Raw genomic sequence first — 23,818 nt, forward strand, 5'->3', positions numbered from 1 at the left:
CAGGTGAAGGGTCATGTTTAACCATAAAACAGTATTGTTAAAAGAGACAGTAGACGGATTGAATGTCAAAAGTGACGGCGTGTATGTCGATTGCACGTTAGGGGGGGCAGGCCATACCGCCTACCTGCTTGAACAGTTGTCGGAAAAAGGGCGGGTGATCGCATTCGATCAGGATGAAACCGCGCTGAGAAATGCAGAAGTCAAGCTAGCAGGCAAAATGGGCCAAGTCACCCTTGTCAAAAGCAACTTTGCTCATTTAGAAGCTGAACTCGAAAAGCTCGGCATCGAAAAGGTGGACGGGATTCTTTATGATCTCGGGGTCTCTTCTCCCCAGCTCGATACACCGGAGCGCGGATTCAGCTATCATCATGATGCACCGCTCGATATGAGAATGGATCTGCAAGGATCGGTCTCCGCATACGAAGTTGTGAATGAATGGGCATATGAGGACTTGGTGAAAATTTTCTTCCGGTATGGCGAAGAAAAGTTTTCAAAACAAATTGCACGAAAAATCGAGTCAGCTCGGGAAAAAAAGCCTATACAATCGACAGGTGAGTTAGTAGAATTGATCAAGGAGGGAATCCCTGCTCCAGCAAGAAGGACAGGGGGACACCCTGCAAAAAGAGTTTTCCAGGCAATCCGGATAGCTGTGAACAATGAACTGGCCGTATTTGAAAGTTCATTGCGGCAAGCAATCGGAATGTTGTCCCCGATGGGCCGAATCAGCGTTATTACGTTTCATTCACTGGAAGACAGAATCTGTAAATCGGTTTTCAGGGAAGCGAGCCAAGGCCCTGAACTTCCTCCCGGTCTTCCTGTTATACCGGATGAGTATAAGCCAGTACTGAAATTGGTGAACCGGAAGCCGATTGTGCCTTCTGATGAAGAATTGGAAGAAAACAATCGTTCACGTTCGGCGAAACTGAGAATCGCAGAAAAGCTATAGATAAGAATAGGGGGAGAACAGTTTGAGCAATTTAGCTCGACAGCACCAGCAGAGTCAATCGCAGCAAATACAAACAGAGATACATATCAAGACGATTCGCCGCCGCGCAAAAATCACTCCTGGGGAGAAAGTGCTCGGACTGGCCCTCGTCATCTTCTGTATTCTCATGGCGGTCAAAATTGTGTCGGCGCAAGCGGCCATTTACGAGGTCAACAAGGAAATACAGGATATCCAGACTACAATCCAAGAACAGACCAAATACAATGATGATCTAGAAGTGCAGATCAGTGATTTGAGCAAGTATGAGAGAATTTGGGAGAAAGCTAATGAACTCGGCTTGGATTTGGATGAAAACAACGTCAAGGTAGTGGACAAGAAATGAACAAAAGAAATACAAACTTGGGAGCAGCAATCCTGTTTTTAGCATTCGGGCTGCTCTTTTTTGTCTTGCTGATCCGGTTTATTACAATCCAATATACCGGCGAAGCGGATGGACAGGTGCTTGCCGCGAAAGCCGCTAAGCTTTATTTGCGGCAGGATGTGATTAAAGCGAAGCGGGGCACCATCTACGACCAGAATGGTTCCGTCATTGCGGAGGATACGTCCTCGTACACGTTGGTTGCCATCCTTGATGAAAAAATGACAAGCGATCCGGAGCATCCCAGACATGTTGTCGATCCGCAATATACCGCCAGAGAACTTTCTAAGCTGATTGATATGGAAGAACAGGAAATCTATAAACGTTTAACCTTAGAAGGATTTCAAGTTGAATTTGGCAGAGCGGGAAGAGACCTGCCTCATAATGTAAAAAAGAAAATCGAAAACCTGAAACTGCCGGGAATCACCTTTGTCAAAGATACTAAACGCTTTTACCCTAACGGAATTTTCGCTTCCCACTTGATCGGTTACGCGAAAAAGGATACGGAATCACTGGAAATCAAAGGTGTTGCAGGTCTTGAGAAAAGTTACGAAAAAATCCTTAAGGGAAAAGACGGCACGCTGAAATACGAGGGCGATATTTGGAACTATATTTTGCCGAATGCGAATAAGCAGATTAAAGAACCGGAGAACGGACATGACCTTTATTTGACCATCGACAAAAAGATCCAGACATTCCTTGAGGATGCCATGAGCAAAGTGGACGAGCAATATAAGCCGAAGAAAATGATGGCGATTGTTGCCGACCCGAAAACCGGGAAAATATTGGCGATGGGGCAGCGCCCTACATACCACCCGGAAACGCGTGAAGGAATCGAGAAATCTTGGCATAATGAGAACATTGAAACAACGTTTGAGCCAGGATCGACAATGAAGGTCTTTTCGCTCGCAGCAGCGGTAGAGAGCGGTGTTTTCGATCCGAATGCTTACTTTGAATCCGGGAGATACTATGTTGACCAAAAGTCTCCGCCAATCAAAGACTCCAACTATGGTCGAGGATGGGGACCGATTACGTATCTTGAGGGGGTTCAACGGTCATCGAACGTAGGATTCGCTAAGCTCCTTGAACGGATGGGAACGGAAAAGTGGCGGGAATATATGGACCGTTTCAAACTTGGGCAGCCTACAGGCATTGACCTTCCGGGAGAAGCTTCCGGAAAAATTTTGTATGACTGGCCTGTTGAAAAGGTGACGAGCGTCTTCGGGCAGGGAACAACGGTGACGGCGATGCAAATGGTACAAGGCATGACAGCTATCGCGAATGATGGTGTCATGATGAAACCATATGTTGTTGACAAAATTGTCGACCCGAATGACGGTTCCGTTAAAGAGACGAAACCTGAAGTGGCCGGACAGCCGATCACAAAGGAAACGGCAAAAAAAGTAAGGGAAATCCTTGAAACCGTTATGCTGCCTCCTCATGGTACTGGGCAGATCTACCAGCTTGATGGGTACAAAGTTTCGGGTAAAACGGGCACAGCCCAGCTGCCGAATCCGAATGGCGGCGGCTACTTGACCGGCTGGAACAATTATCTGTTCTCCGTTCTTGGCATGGCGCCGGCTGATGACCCAAAGATCATCATGTATGTGGCGATCGAGCAGCCGAGCCTTGCCGAAGGTGAAAACGGATCTGTGCCTGTGTCAGAAATTTTCAAGCCAGTCATGCAAAACAGCTTGAAGTATATGAATATCCAGCCAGATGAAACACCTGAACCGAATATTACCAAGTTGCCGGATTTTAGCGGAAAAGGTGTGGAAGCAGCGAAAGTAAAGCTTGCAGGCAGCTCGCTTATACCTGTTGTGATTGGAAACGGAAGTAAAGTGACTGGCCAATTGCCAAATTCAGGAGTTTCCGTTATCGAAGGAGAAAAAGTTATCCTTAGGACTGACGGTGATCTGACAATACCCGATATGACGGGCTGGTCTAAGCGAGATGTACTGAAGGTAGCTGAGATCGCTGGGCTGAAATTGAACATGGTCGGAAATGGCTATGTGTACAAGCAGAACATCAAGCCGGGTTCAACTGTTTCAGAGGGAGGCCAGCTGGTCGTGAACTTTGAAACACCGGAGGAAAAGCAGGCTAGAGAAAAGCAGTCTTCTTCTGACGAGTCTAAAGAAGAGGCAGGGGAAGAACCGCCCCCGCTTGATTAATAGAACATTATACAGAGTTCCGGATTCGGCCCGTTCGCCGAGTATCCGGAGCTCTTTTTTTGTTTTCTTATACATCCAAACACTGTACATATTGGACAAGGATGCGCATATAGTGAAGTGAACTGCTAAAGGGGGAGTGTGCGTGAAACGGGTCTCTGCGGTGACAGTCAGAAAAAGGCTTTCCTTTATCTTGCTGGCAGGCTTAGTTGTCTTTTTAATCATTGACGTCAGACTAGGATATGTACAGTTTGTACTTGGGGATGTATTAACCGAGCGGGCAAGAGAATTGTGGAGCAGGAATATACCTTTTCAGCCGGAAAGAGGGCAGATCACAGACCGGAATGGAGTGCCAGTAGCAACAAATAAAAGTGCACCATCAGTCTATGTAATTCCCCGTCAGGTCGAGAATCCTGCGGAGGCTGCAGAAAAACTGGCCGCTGCTCTTGATGCCGGGCAGGAGGACATTTACAAGCAGCTCGTTAAGGTAACGTCGATTGAACGGATCAAAGAAGGCAGAAAAATCTCTTACGAAAAAGCGAGGGAAATCAGGGAACTCGATATCAAAGGGGTTTACATAGCGGAGGACTCCAAACGGCATTACCCATACGGAAGGTATCTGTCCCATGTCCTTGGGTTTACCGGTATCGACAATCAGGGGCTGATGGGTCTTGAGCTTTTCTACGACAAAGAGCTTCAGGGGAGTAAAGGGTCTGTGCAGTTTTTCTCTGATGCCAAAGGGCGGAGGATGCCTGACATGTCGGATGACTACGAAGCTCCTTTGGATGGGTATGATCTTAAATTGACGATTGATACAAAAGTGCAATCGATCATGGAGCGTGAGCTGGACAATGCGGAAGCCCAGTACAATCCCGACGGAATCATCGCAATAGCAATGGACCCGAAAAGCGGGGAAATCCTAGGCATGTCAAGCCGGCCTTCTTTTGATCCTGCAGATTTCCAAAAGGTTCCGCAGGAAATCTATAACCGAAATTTGCCGATCTGGAGCACATATGAGCCGGGATCCACTTTTAAAATCATCACACTCGCGGCGGCGCTGGAAGAAGGGAAAGTGAATCTTGAAGAAGAATATTTCCACGATCATGGTTCTGTAAAAGTCGGAGGGGCAAATCTCAAGTGCTGGAAGCGGGGCGGCCATGGAAGTCAGTCCTTTCTGGAAGTTGTTGAAAATTCCTGCAACCCCGGGTTTGTCGAACTCGGCCAGCGACTGGGGAAAGAAAAATTGTTTAAATATATAAAGGACTTTGGATTCGGACAGAAAACAGGGATCGATTTGGCGGGCGAAGGAACGGGGATCCTGTTTAAAATGGACCGGGTAGGGCCGGTTGAACTGGCAACCACTGCATTCGGGCAAGGGGTATCGGTTACGCCAATCCAGCAGGTTGCCGCGGTTGCCGCTGCTGTTAACGGGGGTACCCTGTACCAGCCTTATATTGCAAAAGAATTGATTGATCCTGCCACGGGCGAAGTGGTAATGCGAAAAACACCGACAGCAAAGCGGCAAGTAATATCAGAACAAACATCAAAGGAATTGCGGCATGCATTGGAAAGTGTAGTAGCACAGGGGACAGGCAGAAATGCTTTTATCGAATCGTACCGTGTCGGGGGGAAGACAGGAACCGCACAGAAGGCGAAAGACGGACGCTACCTTGAAAATAATCATGTAGTCTCTTTTATCGGCTTTGCGCCGGCAGATGACCCGCAGATTGTGGTTTACGGAGCGGTCGACAATCCGAAGGGAACGATTCAATTCGGCGGAACGGTTGCAGCGCCGATCGTTGGGAAAATAATGGAAGACTCGCTGCGGGCACTAGAGGTGAAGCCGAGAAAAGATCAGATCGAAAAGGAGACAAACTGGCTGGATCCGAAAATGGTAACCATTCCCGATTTAAAGGGTTTGTCAAAAAAAGAGCTTCAAGAGCAAATGTATGATTTGAGGCTCGATGCTACCGGTGAAGGAACAACGGTCTTTCAGCAAGTACCTGAGCCGGGCGTGAAAGTGGAGGCTGGATCGGTTGTCAGGGTATATTTCCGGTAGTAATATTATGTAAACATTTGATGTTCTACAGCATCCCCCGAGAACAGCGGCCCAGGCAGAATTTTGCCAGGCCGCTGTTCTCGGAGGAAAAAATAAATTAAATGATATTGGCTTCATCAACAATTATTTTGTAGAATAGATTAGTATATGTATAGCCGCCCGCGTCTTTTTCAGCGGACTTGGTTATGGGAAGGGATTGAAGCAATGAATTTACATACGTTATTAAAGGCGATTCCGTTTGCTGCTTTGCCTGAAGAGAATCCTGAAATCACAGGAATTACGAATAATAGCAAGAACGTTACTGAGGGAAGCCTCTTTGTCTGCATCTCCGGGCATGCTCTTGATGGCCATTCCTTTGCGGCTGAAGCGGCAAAACAAGGAGCAGCGGCTATTTTGGCAGAGAAAGATGTCGATGCGAATGTTCCCGTCGTCAAGGTTCGGGATACAAAAAAAACGCTCGCCATCTTGGCGGATGCGTTTTACGGCCATCCAACCCAGAAGCTTCATCTGATCGGCGTTACAGGAACAAATGGAAAAACAACGACCACTCATCTCCTTGAACATATTTTTCAGGAGGCGGGGCAGCGTACAGGCTTGATTGGTACGATGTATACTAAAATTGGCGACCAGACTCTTGAATCGAAAAATACGACACCCGACAGTGCGGGACTTCAAGCGATTTTTTCACAAATGGCGGAAAGCAAGGTTCAATCGGCATTTATGGAAGTCTCTTCACATGGTTTGGTGCAGGGACGAGTGGACGGCTGCGATTTTGATGTTGCAGTCTTTACGAATCTTTCTCAGGATCACCTGGACTACCATAAGACGATGGATGAATACAGACGTGCCAAAGGTCTCCTTTTCTCCAGGCTTGGCAATGCCTATCGGGAAGACAGCCCCAAATTCGCTGTCCTAAATGCGGATGATGAGGCTGCAAACGAGTATATGACAGACACGGCTGCCCATATCGTGACTTACGGTATCGAAAATGCCGCTGATTTCCGCGCGTCTGATATTTCCCTTGACGGTTCGGGAACTCATTTTACTTTGCATTCGCCAGAGGGTGAAAAACGTGTCTCATTGAAGCTGATTGGCAATTTCAATGTGTATAACGTCCTTGCTGCGATTGCAGCTGCTTACGTATCAGGGCTTGAGATGGAAGTGATTCTCCGTGCTGCTGAAAGTGCAAAAGGGGTAGGGGGCAGGTTCGAAGCGGTCCAGGAGGGCCAGGATTTCGCAGTAATTGTTGACTATGCCCATACACCGGATGGACTGGAGAATGTGCTTAAGACAGTCCGCCAATTTGCTGAAGGCAGAGTATTCACGGTTGTCGGCTGCGGTGGGGACAGAGACAGGTCAAAGCGCCCGCTTATGGCACAAATCGCCTGCCGATATTCCACCGATCCGGTGTTTACGTCTGATAATCCGAGAAGCGAGGATCCGGCTGCCATTCTGAAGGATATGGAAGCAGGGGTCGAAGGCAAGAACTATATTTCTATCCCGGACCGCAGGGAAGCAATCCGCCATGCCGTTGAAAAGGCATCATCAGGCGACGTCATCCTGATTGCCGGTAAGGGGCATGAAACCTATCAGATCGTCGGCAGTAAGATATTGGACTTTGATGACCGGATCGAAGCAAGAAGCGCAATCAAGGCCAGGGCAGAACACCGATGAGTCGAGTGGTGCCTGCCTGGCAGGCAAGCGTGCAACAGGACTTACAAAAAAGGATAATGGGGAAAAGATAAGAATATGATTAAAATTTATGCAAGCACACACAAAAAAAATAAAAAAGCATGTTCCAGTTTCGGACAGGACAGGAGAGGGAGACAATGATGGAGCGCGTCATTCTATTTTCCATAATCATGGCTTTTCTCATCTCTGTGCTGCTGTCACCACTGTTCATACCGTTTTTGAGACGGCTCAAATTCGGCCAGAGCATTCGGGTGGAAGGCCCGAAATCACATTATAAGAAAAGCGGCACACCGACGATGGGTGGAATCTTGATCATTTTATCCGTCATTGCGACAACATTGATCATGACCTGGAAATACTCTGAGCCCGGCCGTGATACATGGCTGCTCCTGCTCGTCCTGGCAGGCTACGGGCTTGTCGGTTTTTTGGATGATTTTATCAAGATTGTACTCAAGCGGAATCTTGGACTGACTTCAAAGCAAAAGTTGCTTGGCCAGGTTGTCATCGCACTGCTTTTCTACTTCTTATTACGTTCGACCGGCTTTGATACAACTATTACATTGCCATTTGGAAATCTGTCCTTTGATCTTGGATGGGGTTATATGATTTTCCTCATCTTCTGGCTCGTCGGTTTTTCCAATGCCGTCAATCTGACAGATGGCTTGGACGGTCTTGTCTCCGGTACAGCTGCCATTGCATTCGGTGCGTTCGGCATCCTCGCTTGGAGCCAGTCACAATATGACATCGCCCTTTTCTCAGTGGCAGTTGTTGGCGCCGTGCTTGGTTTCCTTGTTTTCAATGCCCACCCAGCGAAAGTATTCATGGGAGATACCGGCTCGCTCGCGTTAGGCGGAGTCATTGCGGCGATTGCCATCATGACCAAGTTTGAATTCATTTTGCTGCTGATCGGCGGTGTATTTGTCATCGAAACGCTTTCCGTCATTTTGCAGGTCATTTCTTTCAAAACGACAGGGAAGAGAATTTTCAAAATGAGCCCGCTGCATCATCACTATGAATTATCTGGCTGGTCCGAGTGGCGGGTTGTCGTGACGTTCTGGTCAGTCGGCCTGCTGTTTGCCGTACTGGGAATCTATATAGAGGTGTGGATGTAACATGAAAGCGATCGATAAATATAAGCATAAGAAAATATTGGTTCTCGGCCTGGCTAAAAGCGGCGTCGTGGCTGCTTCTCTGCTCCATAAGCTTGGGGCATTCGTCACGGTGAATGATTACAAACCGTTCAACGAAAATCCTGAAGCACAAGGCCTGTTGGAACAAGGGATTAAAGTTGTTTGCGGGAGCCATCCTGTCGAACTGCTGGATGAAGGTTTTGAACTCATCGTCAAAAATCCCGGCATCCCCTATACCAATCCACTCGTTGAAGGTGCTGTGAAGCTCGGTATTCCAATTATTACAGAAATCGAGTTGGCGTATGAAACGTCTGACGCAGAGATAATTGGGATTACGGGCACGAATGGAAAAACGACGACAACAACGCTTATATTCAAGATGCTCGAAGCGGACAAAAAGCAGCCGCTGATCGCAGGCAATATCGGCACTGTCGCTTCCGAAGTGTCGCAAATTGCCGCACCTGAAAATACGATGGTAGTTGAGTTGTCCTCTTTTCAGCTGATGGGAATCGAGCATTTCCGTCCGAAAATTGCAGTGATCCTAAATCTTTATGAAGCGCATCTTGACTACCATCACTCACTTGATGAGTACCATCAAGCAAAGTTGAACATCGCTAAAAATCAGACTGCCGAAGATTTTTTGATCATCAATGCGGACCAACCTCATCTAATGAATAAGATTTCAGCCGTTCGCTCGCAGATAGTACCGTTCTCGGTAAAAGGTTTTATCAATGACGGCTGCTCGATTAAGGATGGCATGGTCGTTTTCAAAGGGGAACCGGTAGTTGCTCTTAATGAGATTGTGCTGCCAGGGGCCCATAATCAGGAAAATATTTTAGCGGCTGTGGCAGCAGCAAAGCTTTCGGGAGTCTCGAATGAGGCAATTGTGCAAGTGCTGTCCACATTTGCAGGAGTGAAGCACCGGACTCAGTTTGTCACGGAGTTTTTGGGCAGGAAGTTTTATAATGACTCAAAAGCGACAAACAATCTCGCAGCAAAATGTGCACTAGATGCGTTCAGCCAGCCGACCATTTTGTTGGCGGGGGGCCTTGACCGCGGCGTTGGATTCGATGAACTTATCCCTGAACTGGAGAACAACGTGAAAGCAATGGTTGTTTTCGGAGAAACTGCCGAAAAACTTGCTGAGACCGGACGACGGGCAGGAATAGAAACGATCATCCATGTCGATAATGTGGCTGATGCTGTGCCTGCCGCATTTGAAGTATCCGCACCTGGAGACGTGATTCTCTTGTCGCCTGCGTGTGCGAGCTGGGATCAATACCGGACATTTGAAGTCCGCGGTGATATTTTCATGGAGGCCGTGCATAAGCTAAAAGAGAGCATGGACCACTGCTGAAGCATTACAGAAGAAGACAGGCATCATTTGCAGGCTTGGCAGCATGGCTCTAATAAAGGTGAGGCTGGTGTTGCTTGAATGCCTGTTAAAAAATCGTCGCCCGACTTTCTGTTGATCTTCGCCGCTTTGACGTTGCTGGCTCTTGGTCTGATCATGGTTTATAGCGCGAGTGCCATTTGGGCCGATTTTAAATCGAATGATTCCTTTTATTTCGCCAAGAGGCAATTATTATTTGCCGGCGTCGGATTTGCTGCCATGCTGTTTATCATGAACATCGACTACTGGACATGGCGAAAATGGGCAAAACCGCTTCTCATCATCTGCTTCGTGCTATTAATCGCGGTGCTCATTCCCGGAATCGGGATGGAGAGGAACGGATCGCGCAGCTGGATCGGCGTCGGTGCGTTTTCTATTCAGCCGTCCGAATTTATCAAAATGGCGATCATCATCTACCTGGCGAAGTTTTTGTCTGAGCACCAGCGCCACATCACGACCGTGAAAAAAGGGCTGCTGCCATCTTTTTCCCTTGTTTTTCTTGCCTTTGGCCTGATCATGCTCCAGCCCGATTTAGGGACAGGCACTGTGATGGTAGCAACATCGATAATCATGATCTTCATTGCCGGTGCCAGGATCATGCACTTCGCTTTTCTGGGGCTGATCGGTATTGCCGGTTTTGTTGCCCTGATTGCCTCCGCTCCTTACCGGATTGCTCGGATTACATCTTTTCTAGACCCGTGGCAAGACCCGCTTGGCAGCGGCTTTCAGATTATCCAGTCGCTGTATGCAATCGGGCCGGGGGGATTACTCGGATTGGGGCTTGGAATGAGCAGGCAAAAATTTTTCTATCTGCCTGAACCGCAGACAGATTTTATTTTCGCGATAGTGGCGGAAGAACTGGGGTTCATCGGCGGAAGTCTCGTTTTGTTGCTGTTTGCCCTGCTCTTATGGAGGGGGATCCGGATCGCTCTCGGGGCGCCGGATCTTTATGGCAGTTTCCTGGCTGTTGGCATTATTTCCATGATTGCTGTGCAAGTAATGATTAATATCGGAGTGGTGACTGGCCTGATGCCTGTAACAGGCATCACACTGCCTTTTCTGAGTTATGGCGGGTCTTCCTTGACCCTGATGCTGATGGCTGTCGGCGTCCTGCTGAACATTAGCCGTTATTCAAGGATTTGATTACCCCTATTTAAGATGCAGAAAAGAGAGCAGAGACGAACCGTATGAGGTTCGTCTCTGCTCTTTTGCCCTTAAGGAGTTTTTGTCAGAGAATAAGGTGATACAATGTAACAACATTGATAAAATATAGTAAGATAACTATAGTTATATCTTTGATAAAATAGAAGTTACTTTACCGAAGCAAACGCGGCGGACGATTACAATTGTTGATGAGGTGCTATATGAAAATTGCAATCAGCGGCGGCGGAACGGGCGGTCATATCTACCCTGCCCTTGCGTTGATCCGTACTATTCAGAAAGAGTATCCAGATACTGAATTTCTGTACATCGGTACAGAAGCCGGACTGGAATCGAAATTGGTAAAAAGAGAAGGCATTCCTTTTCGAACAATTGATATCACCGGTTTTAAGCGCTCAATCTCGTTTGAGAACATCAAGACAGTATACCGTTTTATGAAAGGTGTTTCCTTAAGCAAAAAAATGCTGAAAGAATTCAATCCGGACGTTGTGATCGGAACAGGAGGGTATGTTTGTGCGCCTGTCGTATATGCCGGTGCAAAAAGAAAAATACCAACGATTATACATGAGCAGAACAGTGTGCCTGGTTTAACCAACAAGTTCCTTAGCCGTTATGTTGACAAGGTTGCCATCTGCTTTGAATCGGTCAAAGAGTATTTCCCTGAGGAAAAAGTGGTAATGACAGGGAATCCACGTGCCTCGGAAGTAGCTGGAAAGCAGGGGACTGGTTCTTTAAAAGAAGTCGGCCTTCGGGATGATCTCCCTGCCGCACTGATTTTCGGCGGGAGCAGAGGTGCAAGGCCGATAAACGATGCGGTTCTTAAGTCGTTGACCGCTCTTGCGGGCAAGCCGTATCAAGTGCTTTATGTAACAGGGGATGTCCACTATAATGATGTCATGAAGGAAGCGTCGTTACTCGGCGAGGCATCTAACATATCCATTAAGCCGTTCATTCATAATATGCAAGATATTCTTGGCAGAATGGATGTTGTAGTCGGCCGGGCAGGCGCCACGTCGATTGCAGAAATAACAGCACTCGGGCTGCCATCTATCCTTATTCCGAGTCCTTATGTGACGAATAACCACCAAGAAAAAAACGCGCAGGCTCTCACAAGTTCGGGTGCTGCAACCATGATTAAGGAAACCGAACTGACCGGGCAGCGCCTCGTTGAAACACTCGATGCCATTCTCCTTGATGACAACAAGAGAAAGTTGATGGGTGAAGCATCCAGTGAGCTTGGCATTCCTGACGCAGCACAGCGTTTGTTCCAAATGATGCTTGAATTGGCAAAAAAGGACTCTTGATTCCTTTAGAGGAGCTTCATACAATAGACAAGTCGCTGGAATGCTTCCGGAGAGGAAGCGATTGTACATATAGCGGCGGACATCCGGCGAACGGGGCACCGCAATCATTAGTTGTCAGTGAACTGCAGGCAAAATCACCGGCCGGACAAATCAGATAAGGCCGGTGCAAAAGGGGAAGTGTATATGGAAAAAGGGAAAGTTCTCTCCCTTGAGGACCGGATACCGAAGATAAAGCAGCATAGGAAAAGGAAGGCAAACAGGCGTCTGATTTTCCTGCTTTCCCTTTTCTTCTTTCTGATTGTGCTTGTCGTCTATTTTCAATCGCCTCTCAGCCACATAAAAAAGATCGATATCCAGGGAAATCGCACGTTGAGTGCCAAAGAAATCGAAGACAAGAGCGGATTAAAACCTGGCGAACATTTATGGAAAAGTGATTTTTCGGGCGCGGCGGAAAAACTAAAGGATTTTTCGCAAATAAAAGAAGCGGAAGTGCATTTCACGTTTCCCAATAAGGTCGAAATTGTTGTAGAAGAATTCAAAACAGTTGCCTACCTTTCGAATGGAAAAGGTTATCGGCCTTTGCTCGAGAATGGGAAGATACTGGGGGATGAAAGTGGACATACTCCTGAATCGGAGGCGCTATTGTTATTCAGCTTTAAAAGCGGCGACATCTTGACGGATCTTACAGAGCAATTGACCGCTCTTCCGACTGAGATTTTGACAGCCATATCCGAAATTCATTATCAACCAAAAAAAACAGACCGCTATGCCATTCATGCTTATATGAATGACGGCAATGAAATAACCGCAACCATCCCGACCTTTGCTGAAAAGATGGTACATTATCCATCCATCGTCAGTCAGCTTGATAAGGACGTCAAGGGAGTCATAGACCTTGAGGTAGGCTCTTATTTCAAAGCATTTGAACCGGAAGAAACAGAGGGTGAAGAGGAAGAGTGAACAGAAAAAGAAGAAACGTTGTATTTTCCATTGTATTCCTCGTCTTCGGTTTTATTCTCGCCTTTTCCTATAGCCAGCTTGGGCAGCGCAGTGAAAATAGTTTGCTTGACTTGCGCTATTCGAAAGAAAATGAGCTTCGGAAGCAGCTGATTGGTCAACAGGATGAAAACCGCCGACTTCAGCAAGAGTTATATGACAAGCAGGGGAAAGTGGTCGAGCTTGAAAAAGATTTATCCGATGAGAAGACCGGCATGGCAAAGCTGGCATCCGAAGCGGAGAAATACCGGATGTTCCTCGGGAAAGTGGGAGTCAAAGGACCTGGGGTTGAAGTGAAACTGGATGACGGAAAGAACCGGTCCAGCGAAAATGCAAACCTGTATATCGTGCATGAACATCATGTGTTCAATGTGATAAATGAGCTGCTGATTGCCGGGGCGGACGCCGTCGCAGTAAATGGACAGAGGATTTACCATCATTCCTATATCGTCTGCAATGGCCCGGTCATCACAGTCGATGGGAATCAGTATCCTGCTCCGTTCCGGATTACGGCAATCGGCAACCCGGATGTTCTCGCGGGAGCTTTATCCATCCAAGGCGGTGTCCGTGATCAGCTTGTGAATGATAATGTTGTTTTTACGCTGGAGAAGAAAAAACAAGTGACGATGGAGCCGGCACTGGGAGAGGCGCAGTAGAATGAAAAACCGGTCTAAACTTTATTTTACCATCATTGCATTTATTATCGGTGTCATGGTTGCCGTCCAGTTTCAGACAGTCAACGAACCGGCCGCGGAGGATCCTTCGGATACATGGGAATTGCGGCAGGAGCTGACAAAAGAGATGGATCTGCAGTCAAAGCTCATCAATGAAATACGAGCAAATGAACTGAAAATCCATGACTATGAATCAGAGATTTTTGGCAGCAAGGAAGAGGCGCTGAAGCAGACGATTCAAGTGTTGAAGGAAGAGGCTGGCCTGACGAAGGTGACGGGCCCGGGTATTAAGCTGACCATCGAGCCGGTAAACGAAGCACTATTGCTCGGGGAAGAGGTTGAAGGTGTATCGCCCGTCATCTTGAAGAGGCTGGTAAATGAATTAAACCGATACGGGGCGAGGCATATCTCAATCGATGGTGAAAGGCTGATCAACTCGACTGTCATCCGCGATATAAATGGAGAGACGGTCGTCGGCACCCATGCGCTCCGGGACCTGCCATTTGTAATTTATATTACGGCTGATAATATGGAACAGGCAGGCAAAATCTACAACCGGATGCAAATATCACCTTCGATCGAAGACTTTTTTATCGATAATCTTCGGGTAAAAGTGTCAGAGCCTCTTCAGCGGGTCTCCATACCTGCCTATTCGGAGCCAATAACGATTCACGGCATGGAACCTGTGAACGAAAAAGGAGAGAAGTGACGATGTGGCTCCCCATCCTCGGATTATTGATCGGTGTGCTTCTGGGACTGTTGACTGATATCAGAGTGCCTGATGAATACGCGAATTATTTATCAATTGCTGTACTGGCAGCCCTTGATACCCTTTTCGGTGGGATGCGCGCTTATTTGCAAAATCAATATGATCAGCGAGTATTTGTTTCCGGTTTTTTCTTTAATATTTTGCTGGCAGCAAGTTTAGCTTTTCTAGGTGTCCATCTTGGTGTAGACTTATATTTAGCTGCCATTTTCGCCTTTGGCGTCCGGCTCTTTCAAAATATCGCGGTGATTCGCAGAATTTTACTGAGCAGATGGTCGGCATTTAATGAAAAAAAGAAATAATATTAAAGAAGAGACAGGAAAACCACCACTTGTGACGAATTATTTTAATAAAGTATACTCAAGGATGATTACAAATGAAGCAAATGAATGTGAATAAAGAGATAAGGAAGGGAAAAGGGGGTGCCGCGGAATGAACAACAGTGAAGTATATGTCAGCTTAGACATCGGTACGTCCACGGTTAAAGTGATTATTGGAGAAATGGCCAATGATTCATTGAATATTATTGGCGTTGGCACATCAAAGGCAGAAGGCATCAGAAAAGGGTCCATTGTTGATATAGATGAAACGGTTCAGTCGATCAGAAAAGCGGTAGAACAAGCTGAGCGAATGATCGGGATGCAAATCAGGCAGGTCATCGTCGGCATAACAGGCAATCATGTGGGGCTTCAGCCTTGCCACGGAGTTGTTGCTGTTGCTAGTGAGAACAGGGAGATCACAGACGATGATGTCGCAAGAGTGCTTGACGCTGCCGAAGTTATTTCTATTCCCCCGGAAAGGGAAATTATCCATGTGATTCCGCGCCAATTCATCGTTGACGGACTTGACGAAATTACAGACCCACGAGGGATGATCGGTGTTCGCCTTGAACTTGAAGGGATCATGATTACAGGGTCGAAGACCATTTTACATAACACACTTCGCTGTGTGGAACGAGCAGGGCTTGAAATCGTTGACATCATCCTTCAGCCGGTTGCTGCTGCTTCGGCAGCATTGTCGAAAGATGAGCAAAATCTCGGTACAGCTCTGATTGATCTGGGCGGCGGTTCCACTACCGTTGCCGTCTTTGACCAAGGGTACATAAAAGGAGTCAGTGTCATTCCTGTCGGCGGGGAACATATCACGAAAGACCTGTCGATCGGTCTACGGACAGCCACCGAAGATGCAGAAAAGATCAAGTTGAAATATGGCCATGCCTTCTATGACCAGGCGTCAGAAGACGAGATTTTCAGCGTGCCTATCATTGGCAGTGACCAGCATCAGCAGTTTAACCAGCTGGAATTATCTGATATCATAGAAGCCAGGATGGAAGAAATCTATGATCTCATTCAAAACGAGTTTAAGAGAATGGGAGTTTCCGATTTGCCAGGCGGCCTCGTGCTGACCGGCGGCGGAGCCAATATGCCTGGTGTGATGGAACTTGCCCAGGTGATTTTCCAAAACCGGGTGAGAATCGCGATCCCTGACTATATCGGTGTCCGCGAACCTCAGTTTGCGACTGCTGTCGGGTTGATCAAATATGCTTATAAAAACGCACGACTGCAAGGAAGGAATGTTTCCTCCGCACCGGTGCATATCACGAATGAAGTGCCCGAAAAGCGTCCTGTAAAGGCAGGCGCACCTAAACAGAAAGCGGAAAAGAACCCGGACGATAAAATGTCTGTCAAAGTGAAAAAATTCTTCGGATATTTCTTTGAATAGGACAACCGGCTGATTAAACAATATAGGAGGACTGGCCATGTTGGATTTTGATACAAATTTAGATTCTCTAGCGACAATAAAAGTAATCGGTGTCGGCGGCGGCGGCAACAATGCGGTGAACCGAATGATCGAACATGACGTACAAGGCGTCGAGTTCATTGCAGTCAATACAGATGCACAGGCACTAAACCTGTCGAAAGCGGAAATCAAGATGCAGATCGGTGCAAAGCTTACCCGCGGACTTGGAGCCGGTGCCAATCCTGAAGTAGGCAAAAAAGCCGCCGAAGAAAGCAAGGAACAGATTGAAGAGGCGCTCAGAGGCGCAGATATGGTATTCGTAACGGCCGGAATGGGCGGCGGAACAGGCACAGGCGCTGCACCAGTCATCGCTAGGATTGCCCGCGATCTTGGAGCACTGACTGTTGGTGTTGTGACACGTCCATTCTCTTTCGAAGGCAGAAAACGTTCGAGCCAGGCAGGCGGCGGAATCGAATCTATGAAGGAAGCTGTCGATACATTAATCGTTATCCCGAACGACCGCCTTCTCGAAATTGTCGACAAAAGCACGCCGATGCTTGAAGCGTTCCGTGAAGCGGACAATGTTCTCCGTCAAGGTGTACAAGGCATTTCCGACCTGATCGCGGTGCCGGGACTGATCAACCTCGACTTTGCAGACGTGAAAACAATCATGACGAACAAAGGGTCCGCATTGATGGGTATTGGTGTCGCGACTGGCGAGAACCGTGCAGCCGAAGCGGCTAAAAAGGCGATCTCCTCGCCATTGCTTGAAACATCCATTGATGGGGCTCAAGGTGTGCTGATGAACATCACGGGTGGTACTAACCTGAGCCTTTACGAAGTACAGGAAGCGGCTGATATCGTTGCTTCTGCTTCTGATCAGGAAGTCAATATGATTTTCGGTTCAGTGATTAACGACGATTTGAAAGACGAAATCGTCGTAACTGTCATCGCAACAGGATTTTCGGATTCTGCGGCTCCACAACTTAAGCAGCAGCGTCCTTCATTTGGACATTCCCAGCCGCGCCCGGCACAGACACAGCAACAAGCGCCTGTCCGTGAACCGAGAAGGGAAGAGCCGCAGGAACAGCAGCAGCAGCCAAGATCAAATCAGACGGTCGAGGATACGTTGGACATCCCGACATTCCTGCGCAACCGCAATAGAAGACGATAATTTGGAAACCGAAGGACCGGGCATGGATATGCCCGGTCTTTTTTTGTTTGTTGAAAATAGCAGGACGCCCTTTTTGTAAGCGTTAGACTTAATTCGGGAAAACTTCCAATGATTCAGCCCGAGGAACTGACAGAAACCTCTGTTGGCTTGTACTATACTTTTTTTAGGACATCGGCATTCTCATTTAGAGAGGAGGGGGTGTGGTGACGCTATATCTCGATCTGATCTGGCTGCTTAATTTTCTGGTGGATAGCTTGCTGCTATGGATGACATCCATTTTCTTAAAGCGTTTCGTTTCAATATGGAGGATTTTCGCCGGAGGTCTGATCGGGTCTCTCGTCGTGTTTGCGAGTCTTAGTCCGCAGGCTGGATACTTCAGCCACCCGCTCGCAAAACTGGCAGTGTCAGTTTGTATGATACTTGCCGCTTTCGGATGGAAGAGGGCGAAGCATTTTTGGGCCGGCTTACTCACCTTATATTTCGCCACTTTTCTGATGGGTGGGATTTTGCTCGGCACTCATTATTTTCTTGTATTTGATCTTGATATGCAGACGGCAGTATTTTTGCAAAGTCTAAACGGATTTGGCGATCCGATCAGCTGGCTGTTTGTAATACTCGCCTTTCCGGTTGCCTGGTATTTTTCCAAAAGAAGAGTCGGAGCCGTCACGGCTGCAAACATAGCCTACGATGTACTGGCAGATGTCAAAATCGTTATAAATGGAACCACTCTGAAGGCAAAAGGGATGGTCGACAGCGGAAATGGGTTGCTGGATCCCATCTCGAAAGCGCCCGTCATGATACTCTCCACGGTAGGACAGGAAGAGAAGGTGCCGGAGGAGATTGTTCAACTGGCGGCGGAGCAATATTCAGCATTGGAGGCGGCATCTTCACTTCCAGAAGCTTGGGTACAGAAGATGCGGCTCATCCCTGCCCAGTCGCTAGGGAGGAAGCATCAGCTCCTTTGCGCTTTTAAACCGGATACGATTACGATCATTGACCGGGAGGAAAGGATGATCCAAAACGGCTTAGTTGTCTTTACAGGGCAGAGTCTTTCGGCAAGCGGAGAATTCCAATGCATCATTCATCCGCTAATGGCTGCGGGAGGCCTCGTACGTTCCGCGTCATAGAAAAGGGAAGGAGGGGGAAGGTTTGAAAACGATCCGGCTAAAATTACAATCGTTCTGGCTAAAGCTGCTCGTAAAACTGAAAATCCGCCCGGATGAAATTTATTATATCGGCGGTAGTGAGGCGTTGCCGCCGCCCTTGTCAAAAGATGAAGAGGAAAGCTTGCTGCTGCGGCTCCCAAAAGGGGATATGGAGGCAAGGTCGATTTTAATTGAGCGGAACTTGCGCCTTGTCGTCTACATTGCCAGGAAGTTTGAAAATACAGGAATCAACATAGAAGACCTGATCAGCATCGGTACCATCGGATTGATCAAAGCGGTGAACACGTTTAACCCAGAAAAGAAAATCAAGCTTGCTACATATGCATCTCGCTGTATTGAAAATGAAATTTTAATGTTTTTAAGGAGAAACAATAAGACAAGGTCGGAAGTGTCATTCGATGAACCGCTGAATATCGATTGGGACGGCAATGAGTTGCTGCTCAGCGATATTTTGGGAACGGATGAAGATATCATTACACGGAATCTGGAAGCGAAAGTTGATAAGAAACTACTGTTTACTGCACTGCTTAAGCTGACGGATCGGGAAAAGCAAATTATGGAACTCCGTTTCGGCCTTGCAGGCGGAGAGGAAAAGACTCAAAAAGATGTAGCGGACATGCTTGGCATTTCCCAATCGTATATATCCCGCCTGGAAAAAAGGATCATCAAAAGACTGAGGAAGGAATTCAATAAAATGGTGTAAAAAAGAAATATTTTATTGCCGAATTGAGCCGCAACGGCAAGGGATGAGGCAAAGGGAACACAAGAATCGCTACATTACAGATGCATAGATTTTCCTCCTGCGGAGATACTTTATTTTGTAAAGCAGCTCCTGCAAGGAGGGAAAAAGTTGAAGCGGAACAAGGTAGTCATATGCGGTGTGGATACTTCCAAGCTCCCTGTCCTCAAAAACGAAGAAATGCGGGAACTTTTGCGGCAAATGCAAGAAGGGGACTTAACGGCCAGGGAGAAACTAGTGAATGGCAACTTGAGGCTCGTTCTGAGTGTCATCCAAAGATTTAATAACAGAGGCGAATATGTCGATGACCTTTTCCAAGTCGGCTGCATTGGTTTAATGAAGTCGATCGACAATTTCGATTTAAATCAGAATGTTCGTTTTTCCACTTATGCAGTGCCGATGATCATCGGGGAAATCAGAAGGTACTTACGGGACAACAACCCGATTCGGGTATCCAGGTCACTCCGTGATATCGCATATAAAGCATTGCAGGCGCGGGAGAGGCTGATGGCGAAAACATCAAGGGAGCCGACAGCGGGCGAGATTGCCAAGGAGTTGGGCATTCCGCACGAAGAAGTCGTGTTTGCGCTTGATGCCATTCAAGATCCTGTTTCGCTTTTTGAACCGATTTATAATGATGGCGGGGATCCGATTTTTGTCATGGACCAGTTGAGTGATGAAAAGAGCAGGGACAGTCAATGGATTGAAGAGATTGCCCTCCACGACGGTTTGGAGAAGCTGACGGATCGTGAAAAAATGATTTTGCATAAACGGTTTTTCCAAGGCAAGACCCAAATGGAGGTCGCTGACGAGATCGGAATTTCACAAGCTCAAGTGTCCCGCCTGGAAAAAGCGGCAATTAAACAAATGAATAAAAATATCCAGTAATAAAGAAACCGGACTCCCAATAGGGCAGCCCGGTTTTATCTATTCATGAAGGGCCTGTCCTCCGGCATACATTAGTATAAAGGGGAAGGAAGAGGGGATATTCATGAGGATTTCGGAATTTCAGCTGAAAGATGTTGTCAATATATCAGACGGTAAGAAACTCGGAAACATTGGAGATATTGAAATAAACTTAGAAACAGGGAGAATCGAAACGGTGATCGTCGGAGGGGCAGGTAAACTGCTCGGCTTTTTCGGCAGAGAAGAAGAAATAATGATTTCATGGAACCAAATCATGAAAATCGGCACCGATGTCATCCTTGTCAGACTGAACAGCCAGCAGGTCATGCAGCATCAGCTGGGCGAACCGAAAGATTGAGATAAGGCTTTGGGAAGAAAGGCTTTTATGGTACACTAGTAAATAATCTTGCACAGTTTTGCTGTTTTGCCGGATACGCAAATAGTTTATGAAGAATTATGATAAAACTAGGAGTTTGAAGGATGAAAGTTGTCGATAAGCTTGAGAAAATTATGCAGAACATAAACGAAGCATGCAGAAGGGCGGACCGCAGTCCTGAAGAGGTAAAGATTATCGCGGTGACGAAATATGTGACAGCGGAACGCGCGAAAGAAGCCGTAGATGCCGGCATCCGCCATCTTGGTGAGAATCGGGAGACCGGTTTGGAAGTTAAGAGGGAAGTGCTCGGTGAGAGTGCGATCTGGCATTTTATCGGCTCACTGCAAACGCGGAAAGTGAAACAAGTGATTGGGAATGTGTCGTATATCCACTCTTTGGACAGGCACTCGCTTGCAAAAGAAATTGATAAGAGGGCAGACGGAAACAAAATCCACTGTTTCGTCCAAGTTAATATTTCTGGTGAAGAGTCCAAACATGGGGTTGAGCCGGATAAGGTGATCGATTTCATAAGGGAGATCGCCCAATACCCAAACATTAAGGTTGTCGGCCTAATGGGAATGGCGCCGCTTACGGATGATGATGAGAAAATCCGTTCTTGTTTCCGGAGGCTGAAATCACTCCAGTCCGAAGCGGAGGAATTGAACTTGGAGCATGCTCCATGCCGAGAGCTGTCGATGGGCATGTCAAATGATTATATGATTGCAATTGAAGAAGGCGCTACATTTATCAGAATCGGAACCGCGCTCGTTGGTGAGGACTGAAAAGGAGGCATCAAAAATGGGTATGAAATCAAAGTTTAAAAACTTTTTTATGCTGGAAGATGAATATGAATACGTCGAGGAGCAGGTCGTCAAGGAAGAGGAGCCTGTTCAGGAGACAAAACCGGCAAGCGGGCGAAAGCAAGCCCAAAATGTCGTGAGTCTGCAAAGCGTACAGAAATCGTCTAAAGTTGTCCTTGTTGAACCGCGAGTTTATGCAGAAGCACAGGAAATTGCCGACCATCTTGTTAATCGCCGTGCAGTTCTTGTGAATCTGCAGAGGATTCAGCGGGACCAGGCAGTTCGCATCGTCGACTTTTTAAGCGGCGCAGTCTATTCAATCAATGGAGATATACAAAAAGTGGGAAGTGAAATATTCCTTTGCACGCCGGATAATGTTGAAGTGTCAGGAAATATCTCACAGCTGCTAGATGAAAATGATTTTGATACGAGGTGGTCTTAAGGTTTATGGGTACAGTCATATTACTCATTGCAAAACTGATACAATATTATTCATACGCGCTGATCATATATATTTTGATGTCATGGTTTCCGAATGCGCGTGAAACAACGATCGGCCAATTCTTTGCGAGAATTTGTGAGCCGTATCTTGAACCATTTCGAAGAATTGTCCCCCCAATCGGCATGATTGACATTTCACCGCTCGTAGCTTTTTTCGTGCTTAATTTGGCTACAAGGGGTCTGGGTGAGCTTTACTACTGGCTCGCATAAACGAGTTGAACCGAGACTTATAAGAAAAGGATAGCAGCCGCTTTCCTTTTTTATTTGAAGGAATTGAGGTGCAGTATTTGTCACATATATACCAGCATTTCAGGCCTGGGGAGAAAGAATTTGTTGACCAGGTGCTACAATGGAAAGAGCAAGTTGCCGGCCGATATGCACCGAAGCTGACGGATTTTCTTGATCCGCGTCAGCAGTTTATTTTGCAGTCGCTGCTTGGACATGAGGATGAGGTTCAGCAAAGTCTGTTTGGCGGAAGCGAAGATGGAGAACGGAAAAGGGCTCTTATCTATCCTGCTTATTTCGTACCTGAAGAAGTGGATTTCTCTATAGGCCTGTATGAAATCAATTATCCGGAGAAGTTTTTCAGCCTAGATCATCGGATGGTCCTTGGATCGATGATGTCTCTTGGCCTAAAAAGAGAGAAGTTCGGAGATATTTTAATCAATGGAACGAGAATCCAGTTTTTTGCAGCCGCAGAGGTCGAGTCCTATATGTTCATGGAGCTGAAGCAGATCGGTAAAGCGAGTGTCCAACTGCAAAGGATAGCGCTCTCCGAAGCAATAGAAAGCGATGAAAAGTGGCAGGAGCTCGAATCCACTTCTAGCTCATTAAGACTTGACGCTGTTGTGGCAGCTGCGTTCAAGCTTTCCAGGCAGAAATCTCAGGCACTTATCCAGCATGGAGCCGTGAAACTAAACTGGAAACAATCCGAAAATCCGGCTGAGGAATGCCGGGAAAGTGACATTCTTTCTGTTAGAGGGCATGGCCGCTGTAAATTAACCGCCATTTTGGGTCAGACAAAAAAGGACAAATGGAGGATTCAGCTGGGCATTTTGAAATAATTTTTGTGAAATACCGCCCTTTTGCGTCGAAATTTTGTATAATAACAGTAATGATTTTGGAAGAAGCAGTGGAGGTGGCATAATGCCGTTAACGCCAGTCGATATACATAATAAAGAGTTCAGCAAAGGTTTCCGCGGGTATGATGAGGATGAAGTGAATGAGTTCCTTGACCAAATCATCAAGGACTTTGAACTTCTGATCCGTGAGAAGAAAGAATTGGAAGCAAAGCTTTCTTCGATGGACGAACGCCTTGGGCACTTCAGCAATATCGAAGACACATTGCACAAATCGATCATGGTTGCCCAGGAAGCAGCGGAGGAAGTGCGGGGCAATGCACAGAAAGAAGCAAAGCTGATCATTAGGGAAGCGGAAAAAAACGCCGACCGGATCGTAAATGAATCGCTCTCCAAAGCAAGGAAAATTGCGATGGAAATTGAAGATTTGAAGAAGCAGTCGAAAGTATTCCGCACCCGGTTTAAAATGCTGATTGAAGCTCAGCTTGACCTGATCGACAATGAGGACTGGGATCATTTGATGGAATTTGAAGTCGATGCGACAGAACTGAAGGCGTTGCAGGAAGTCGAAGACTAATCTTGACTTGCTGAAAGTCTTTCGCATATACTATTGATATTTACAAAAGCGAA

General features: G+C 46.9%; 24 protein-coding genes. All 24 read left to right on the top strand.

What is annotated here, in order from left to right:
• The first annotated feature begins 13 nt into the window (after positions 1-13).
• The 24 genes from rsmH to AC0TWI_RS03770 all read left to right on the top strand — a co-directional run bounded on the left by rsmH (position 14) and on the right by AC0TWI_RS03770 (position 23,765).
• A complete protein-coding gene (gene rsmH / locus AC0TWI_RS03655) occupies positions 14-946 on the top strand; it encodes a 16S rRNA (cytosine(1402)-N(4))-methyltransferase RsmH (protein WP_488124977.1) in 933 nt (310 codons plus the stop codon).
• Positions 947-968: 22 nt separating this feature from the next.
• Positions 969-1,328 (top strand): cell division protein FtsL, encoded by a 360-nt coding sequence (gene ftsL / locus AC0TWI_RS03660; protein ID WP_488124978.1) that lies wholly within the window; start codon positions 969-971, stop codon positions 1,326-1,328.
• Entirely contained in the window at positions 1,325-3,535 is a 2,211-nt protein-coding gene (locus AC0TWI_RS03665; protein ID WP_488124979.1) for a penicillin-binding protein, read from the top strand. The genes ftsL and AC0TWI_RS03665 overlap by 4 nt, the downstream gene beginning before the upstream one ends.
• 142 nt (positions 3,536-3,677) lie before the next feature.
• The gene (locus AC0TWI_RS03670) at positions 3,678-5,591 is read left to right on the top strand and encodes a stage V sporulation protein D (RefSeq protein ID WP_488124980.1); all 1,914 of its coding nucleotides are present in this window, start codon (positions 3,678-3,680) and stop codon (positions 5,589-5,591) included.
• A gap of 204 nt (positions 5,592-5,795) precedes the next feature.
• On the top strand, positions 5,796-7,265 hold the full coding sequence (locus tag AC0TWI_RS03675; RefSeq protein WP_488124981.1) for a UDP-N-acetylmuramoyl-L-alanyl-D-glutamate--2,6-diaminopimelate ligase: 1,470 nt from the start codon (positions 5,796-5,798) through the stop codon (positions 7,263-7,265).
• 155 nt (positions 7,266-7,420) lie between these two features.
• A complete protein-coding gene (mraY, locus tag AC0TWI_RS03680; protein ID WP_488124982.1) occupies positions 7,421-8,395 on the top strand; it encodes a phospho-N-acetylmuramoyl-pentapeptide-transferase in 975 nt (324 codons plus the stop codon).
• A 1-nt stretch (position 8,396) separates the two neighbouring features.
• Complete coding sequence (murD, locus tag AC0TWI_RS03685) at positions 8,397-9,770, top strand: UDP-N-acetylmuramoyl-L-alanine--D-glutamate ligase (protein ID WP_488124983.1); 1,374 nt, start codon at positions 8,397-8,399, stop codon at positions 9,768-9,770.
• Positions 9,771-9,848: 78 nt separating this feature from the next.
• The gene (gene spoVE / locus AC0TWI_RS03690; RefSeq protein WP_488124984.1) at positions 9,849-10,949 is read left to right on the top strand and encodes a stage V sporulation protein E; all 1,101 of its coding nucleotides are present in this window, start codon (positions 9,849-9,851) and stop codon (positions 10,947-10,949) included.
• 221 nt (positions 10,950-11,170) lie between these two features.
• Positions 11,171-12,271 carry an undecaprenyldiphospho-muramoylpentapeptide beta-N-acetylglucosaminyltransferase gene (murG, locus tag AC0TWI_RS03695; protein ID WP_488124985.1) on the top strand — a complete coding sequence of 367 codons (1,101 nt, stop codon included), beginning with the start codon at positions 11,171-11,173 and terminating at the stop codon, positions 12,269-12,271.
• A gap of 183 nt (positions 12,272-12,454) precedes the next feature.
• Entirely contained in the window at positions 12,455-13,231 is a 777-nt protein-coding gene (locus AC0TWI_RS03700) for a cell division protein FtsQ/DivIB (protein ID WP_488124986.1), read from the top strand.
• The gene (locus AC0TWI_RS03705) at positions 13,228-13,923 is read left to right on the top strand and encodes a DUF881 domain-containing protein (RefSeq protein ID WP_488124987.1); all 696 of its coding nucleotides are present in this window, start codon (positions 13,228-13,230) and stop codon (positions 13,921-13,923) included. Before AC0TWI_RS03700 ends, AC0TWI_RS03705 begins: the two co-directional genes overlap by 4 nt.
• A gap of 1 nt (position 13,924) precedes the next feature.
• On the top strand, positions 13,925-14,650 hold the full coding sequence (locus AC0TWI_RS03710; protein ID WP_488124988.1) for a DUF881 domain-containing protein: 726 nt from the start codon (positions 13,925-13,927) through the stop codon (positions 14,648-14,650).
• 2 nt (positions 14,651-14,652) lie between these two features.
• On the top strand, positions 14,653-15,009 hold the full coding sequence (locus tag AC0TWI_RS03715) for a small basic family protein (protein WP_488124989.1): 357 nt from the start codon (positions 14,653-14,655) through the stop codon (positions 15,007-15,009).
• Between the two features lie 130 nt (positions 15,010-15,139).
• Positions 15,140-16,429, top strand: a complete 1,290-nt coding sequence (gene ftsA, locus AC0TWI_RS03720; protein WP_488124990.1) for a cell division protein FtsA — start codon at positions 15,140-15,142, stop codon at positions 16,427-16,429.
• A 37-nt stretch (positions 16,430-16,466) separates the two neighbouring features.
• Positions 16,467-17,621 (top strand): cell division protein FtsZ, encoded by a 1,155-nt coding sequence (gene ftsZ / locus AC0TWI_RS03725; protein WP_488124991.1) that lies wholly within the window; start codon positions 16,467-16,469, stop codon positions 17,619-17,621.
• A gap of 203 nt (positions 17,622-17,824) precedes the next feature.
• The gene (gene spoIIGA, locus AC0TWI_RS03730) at positions 17,825-18,748 is read left to right on the top strand and encodes a sigma-E processing peptidase SpoIIGA (protein WP_488124992.1); all 924 of its coding nucleotides are present in this window, start codon (positions 17,825-17,827) and stop codon (positions 18,746-18,748) included.
• Between the two features lie 22 nt (positions 18,749-18,770).
• Positions 18,771-19,490, top strand: coding sequence for an RNA polymerase sporulation sigma factor SigE (gene sigE / locus AC0TWI_RS03735; RefSeq protein ID WP_488124993.1), 720 nt, complete (start codon positions 18,771-18,773; stop codon positions 19,488-19,490).
• A gap of 105 nt (positions 19,491-19,595) precedes the next feature.
• Positions 19,596-20,414, top strand: coding sequence for an RNA polymerase sporulation sigma factor SigG (gene sigG / locus AC0TWI_RS03740; RefSeq protein ID WP_488125040.1), 819 nt, complete (start codon positions 19,596-19,598; stop codon positions 20,412-20,414).
• Between the two features lie 103 nt (positions 20,415-20,517).
• Positions 20,518-20,790 carry a YlmC/YmxH family sporulation protein gene (locus tag AC0TWI_RS03745; RefSeq protein WP_488124994.1) on the top strand — a complete coding sequence of 91 codons (273 nt, stop codon included), beginning with the start codon at positions 20,518-20,520 and terminating at the stop codon, positions 20,788-20,790.
• Positions 20,791-20,912: 122 nt separating this feature from the next.
• Positions 20,913-21,590: a YggS family pyridoxal phosphate-dependent enzyme gene (locus AC0TWI_RS03750; protein WP_488124995.1), complete on the top strand. Its 678-nt coding sequence runs from the start codon at positions 20,913-20,915 to the stop codon at positions 21,588-21,590.
• Between the two features lie 16 nt (positions 21,591-21,606).
• Entirely contained in the window at positions 21,607-22,050 is a 444-nt protein-coding gene (locus tag AC0TWI_RS03755; protein WP_488124996.1) for a cell division protein SepF, read from the top strand.
• Positions 22,051-22,055: 5 nt separating this feature from the next.
• Complete coding sequence (locus tag AC0TWI_RS03760) at positions 22,056-22,319, top strand: YggT family protein (protein WP_488124997.1); 264 nt, start codon at positions 22,056-22,058, stop codon at positions 22,317-22,319.
• A gap of 77 nt (positions 22,320-22,396) precedes the next feature.
• Positions 22,397-23,173, top strand: coding sequence for a YlmH family RNA-binding protein (locus tag AC0TWI_RS03765; protein WP_488125041.1), 777 nt, complete (start codon positions 22,397-22,399; stop codon positions 23,171-23,173).
• 82 nt (positions 23,174-23,255) lie between these two features.
• Positions 23,256-23,765 carry a DivIVA domain-containing protein gene (locus AC0TWI_RS03770; protein ID WP_488124998.1) on the top strand — a complete coding sequence of 170 codons (510 nt, stop codon included), beginning with the start codon at positions 23,256-23,258 and terminating at the stop codon, positions 23,763-23,765.
• The last annotated feature ends 53 nt before the right edge of the window (positions 23,766-23,818 follow it).

Source organism: Lederbergia sp. B243.17, from assembly GCF_057657925.1.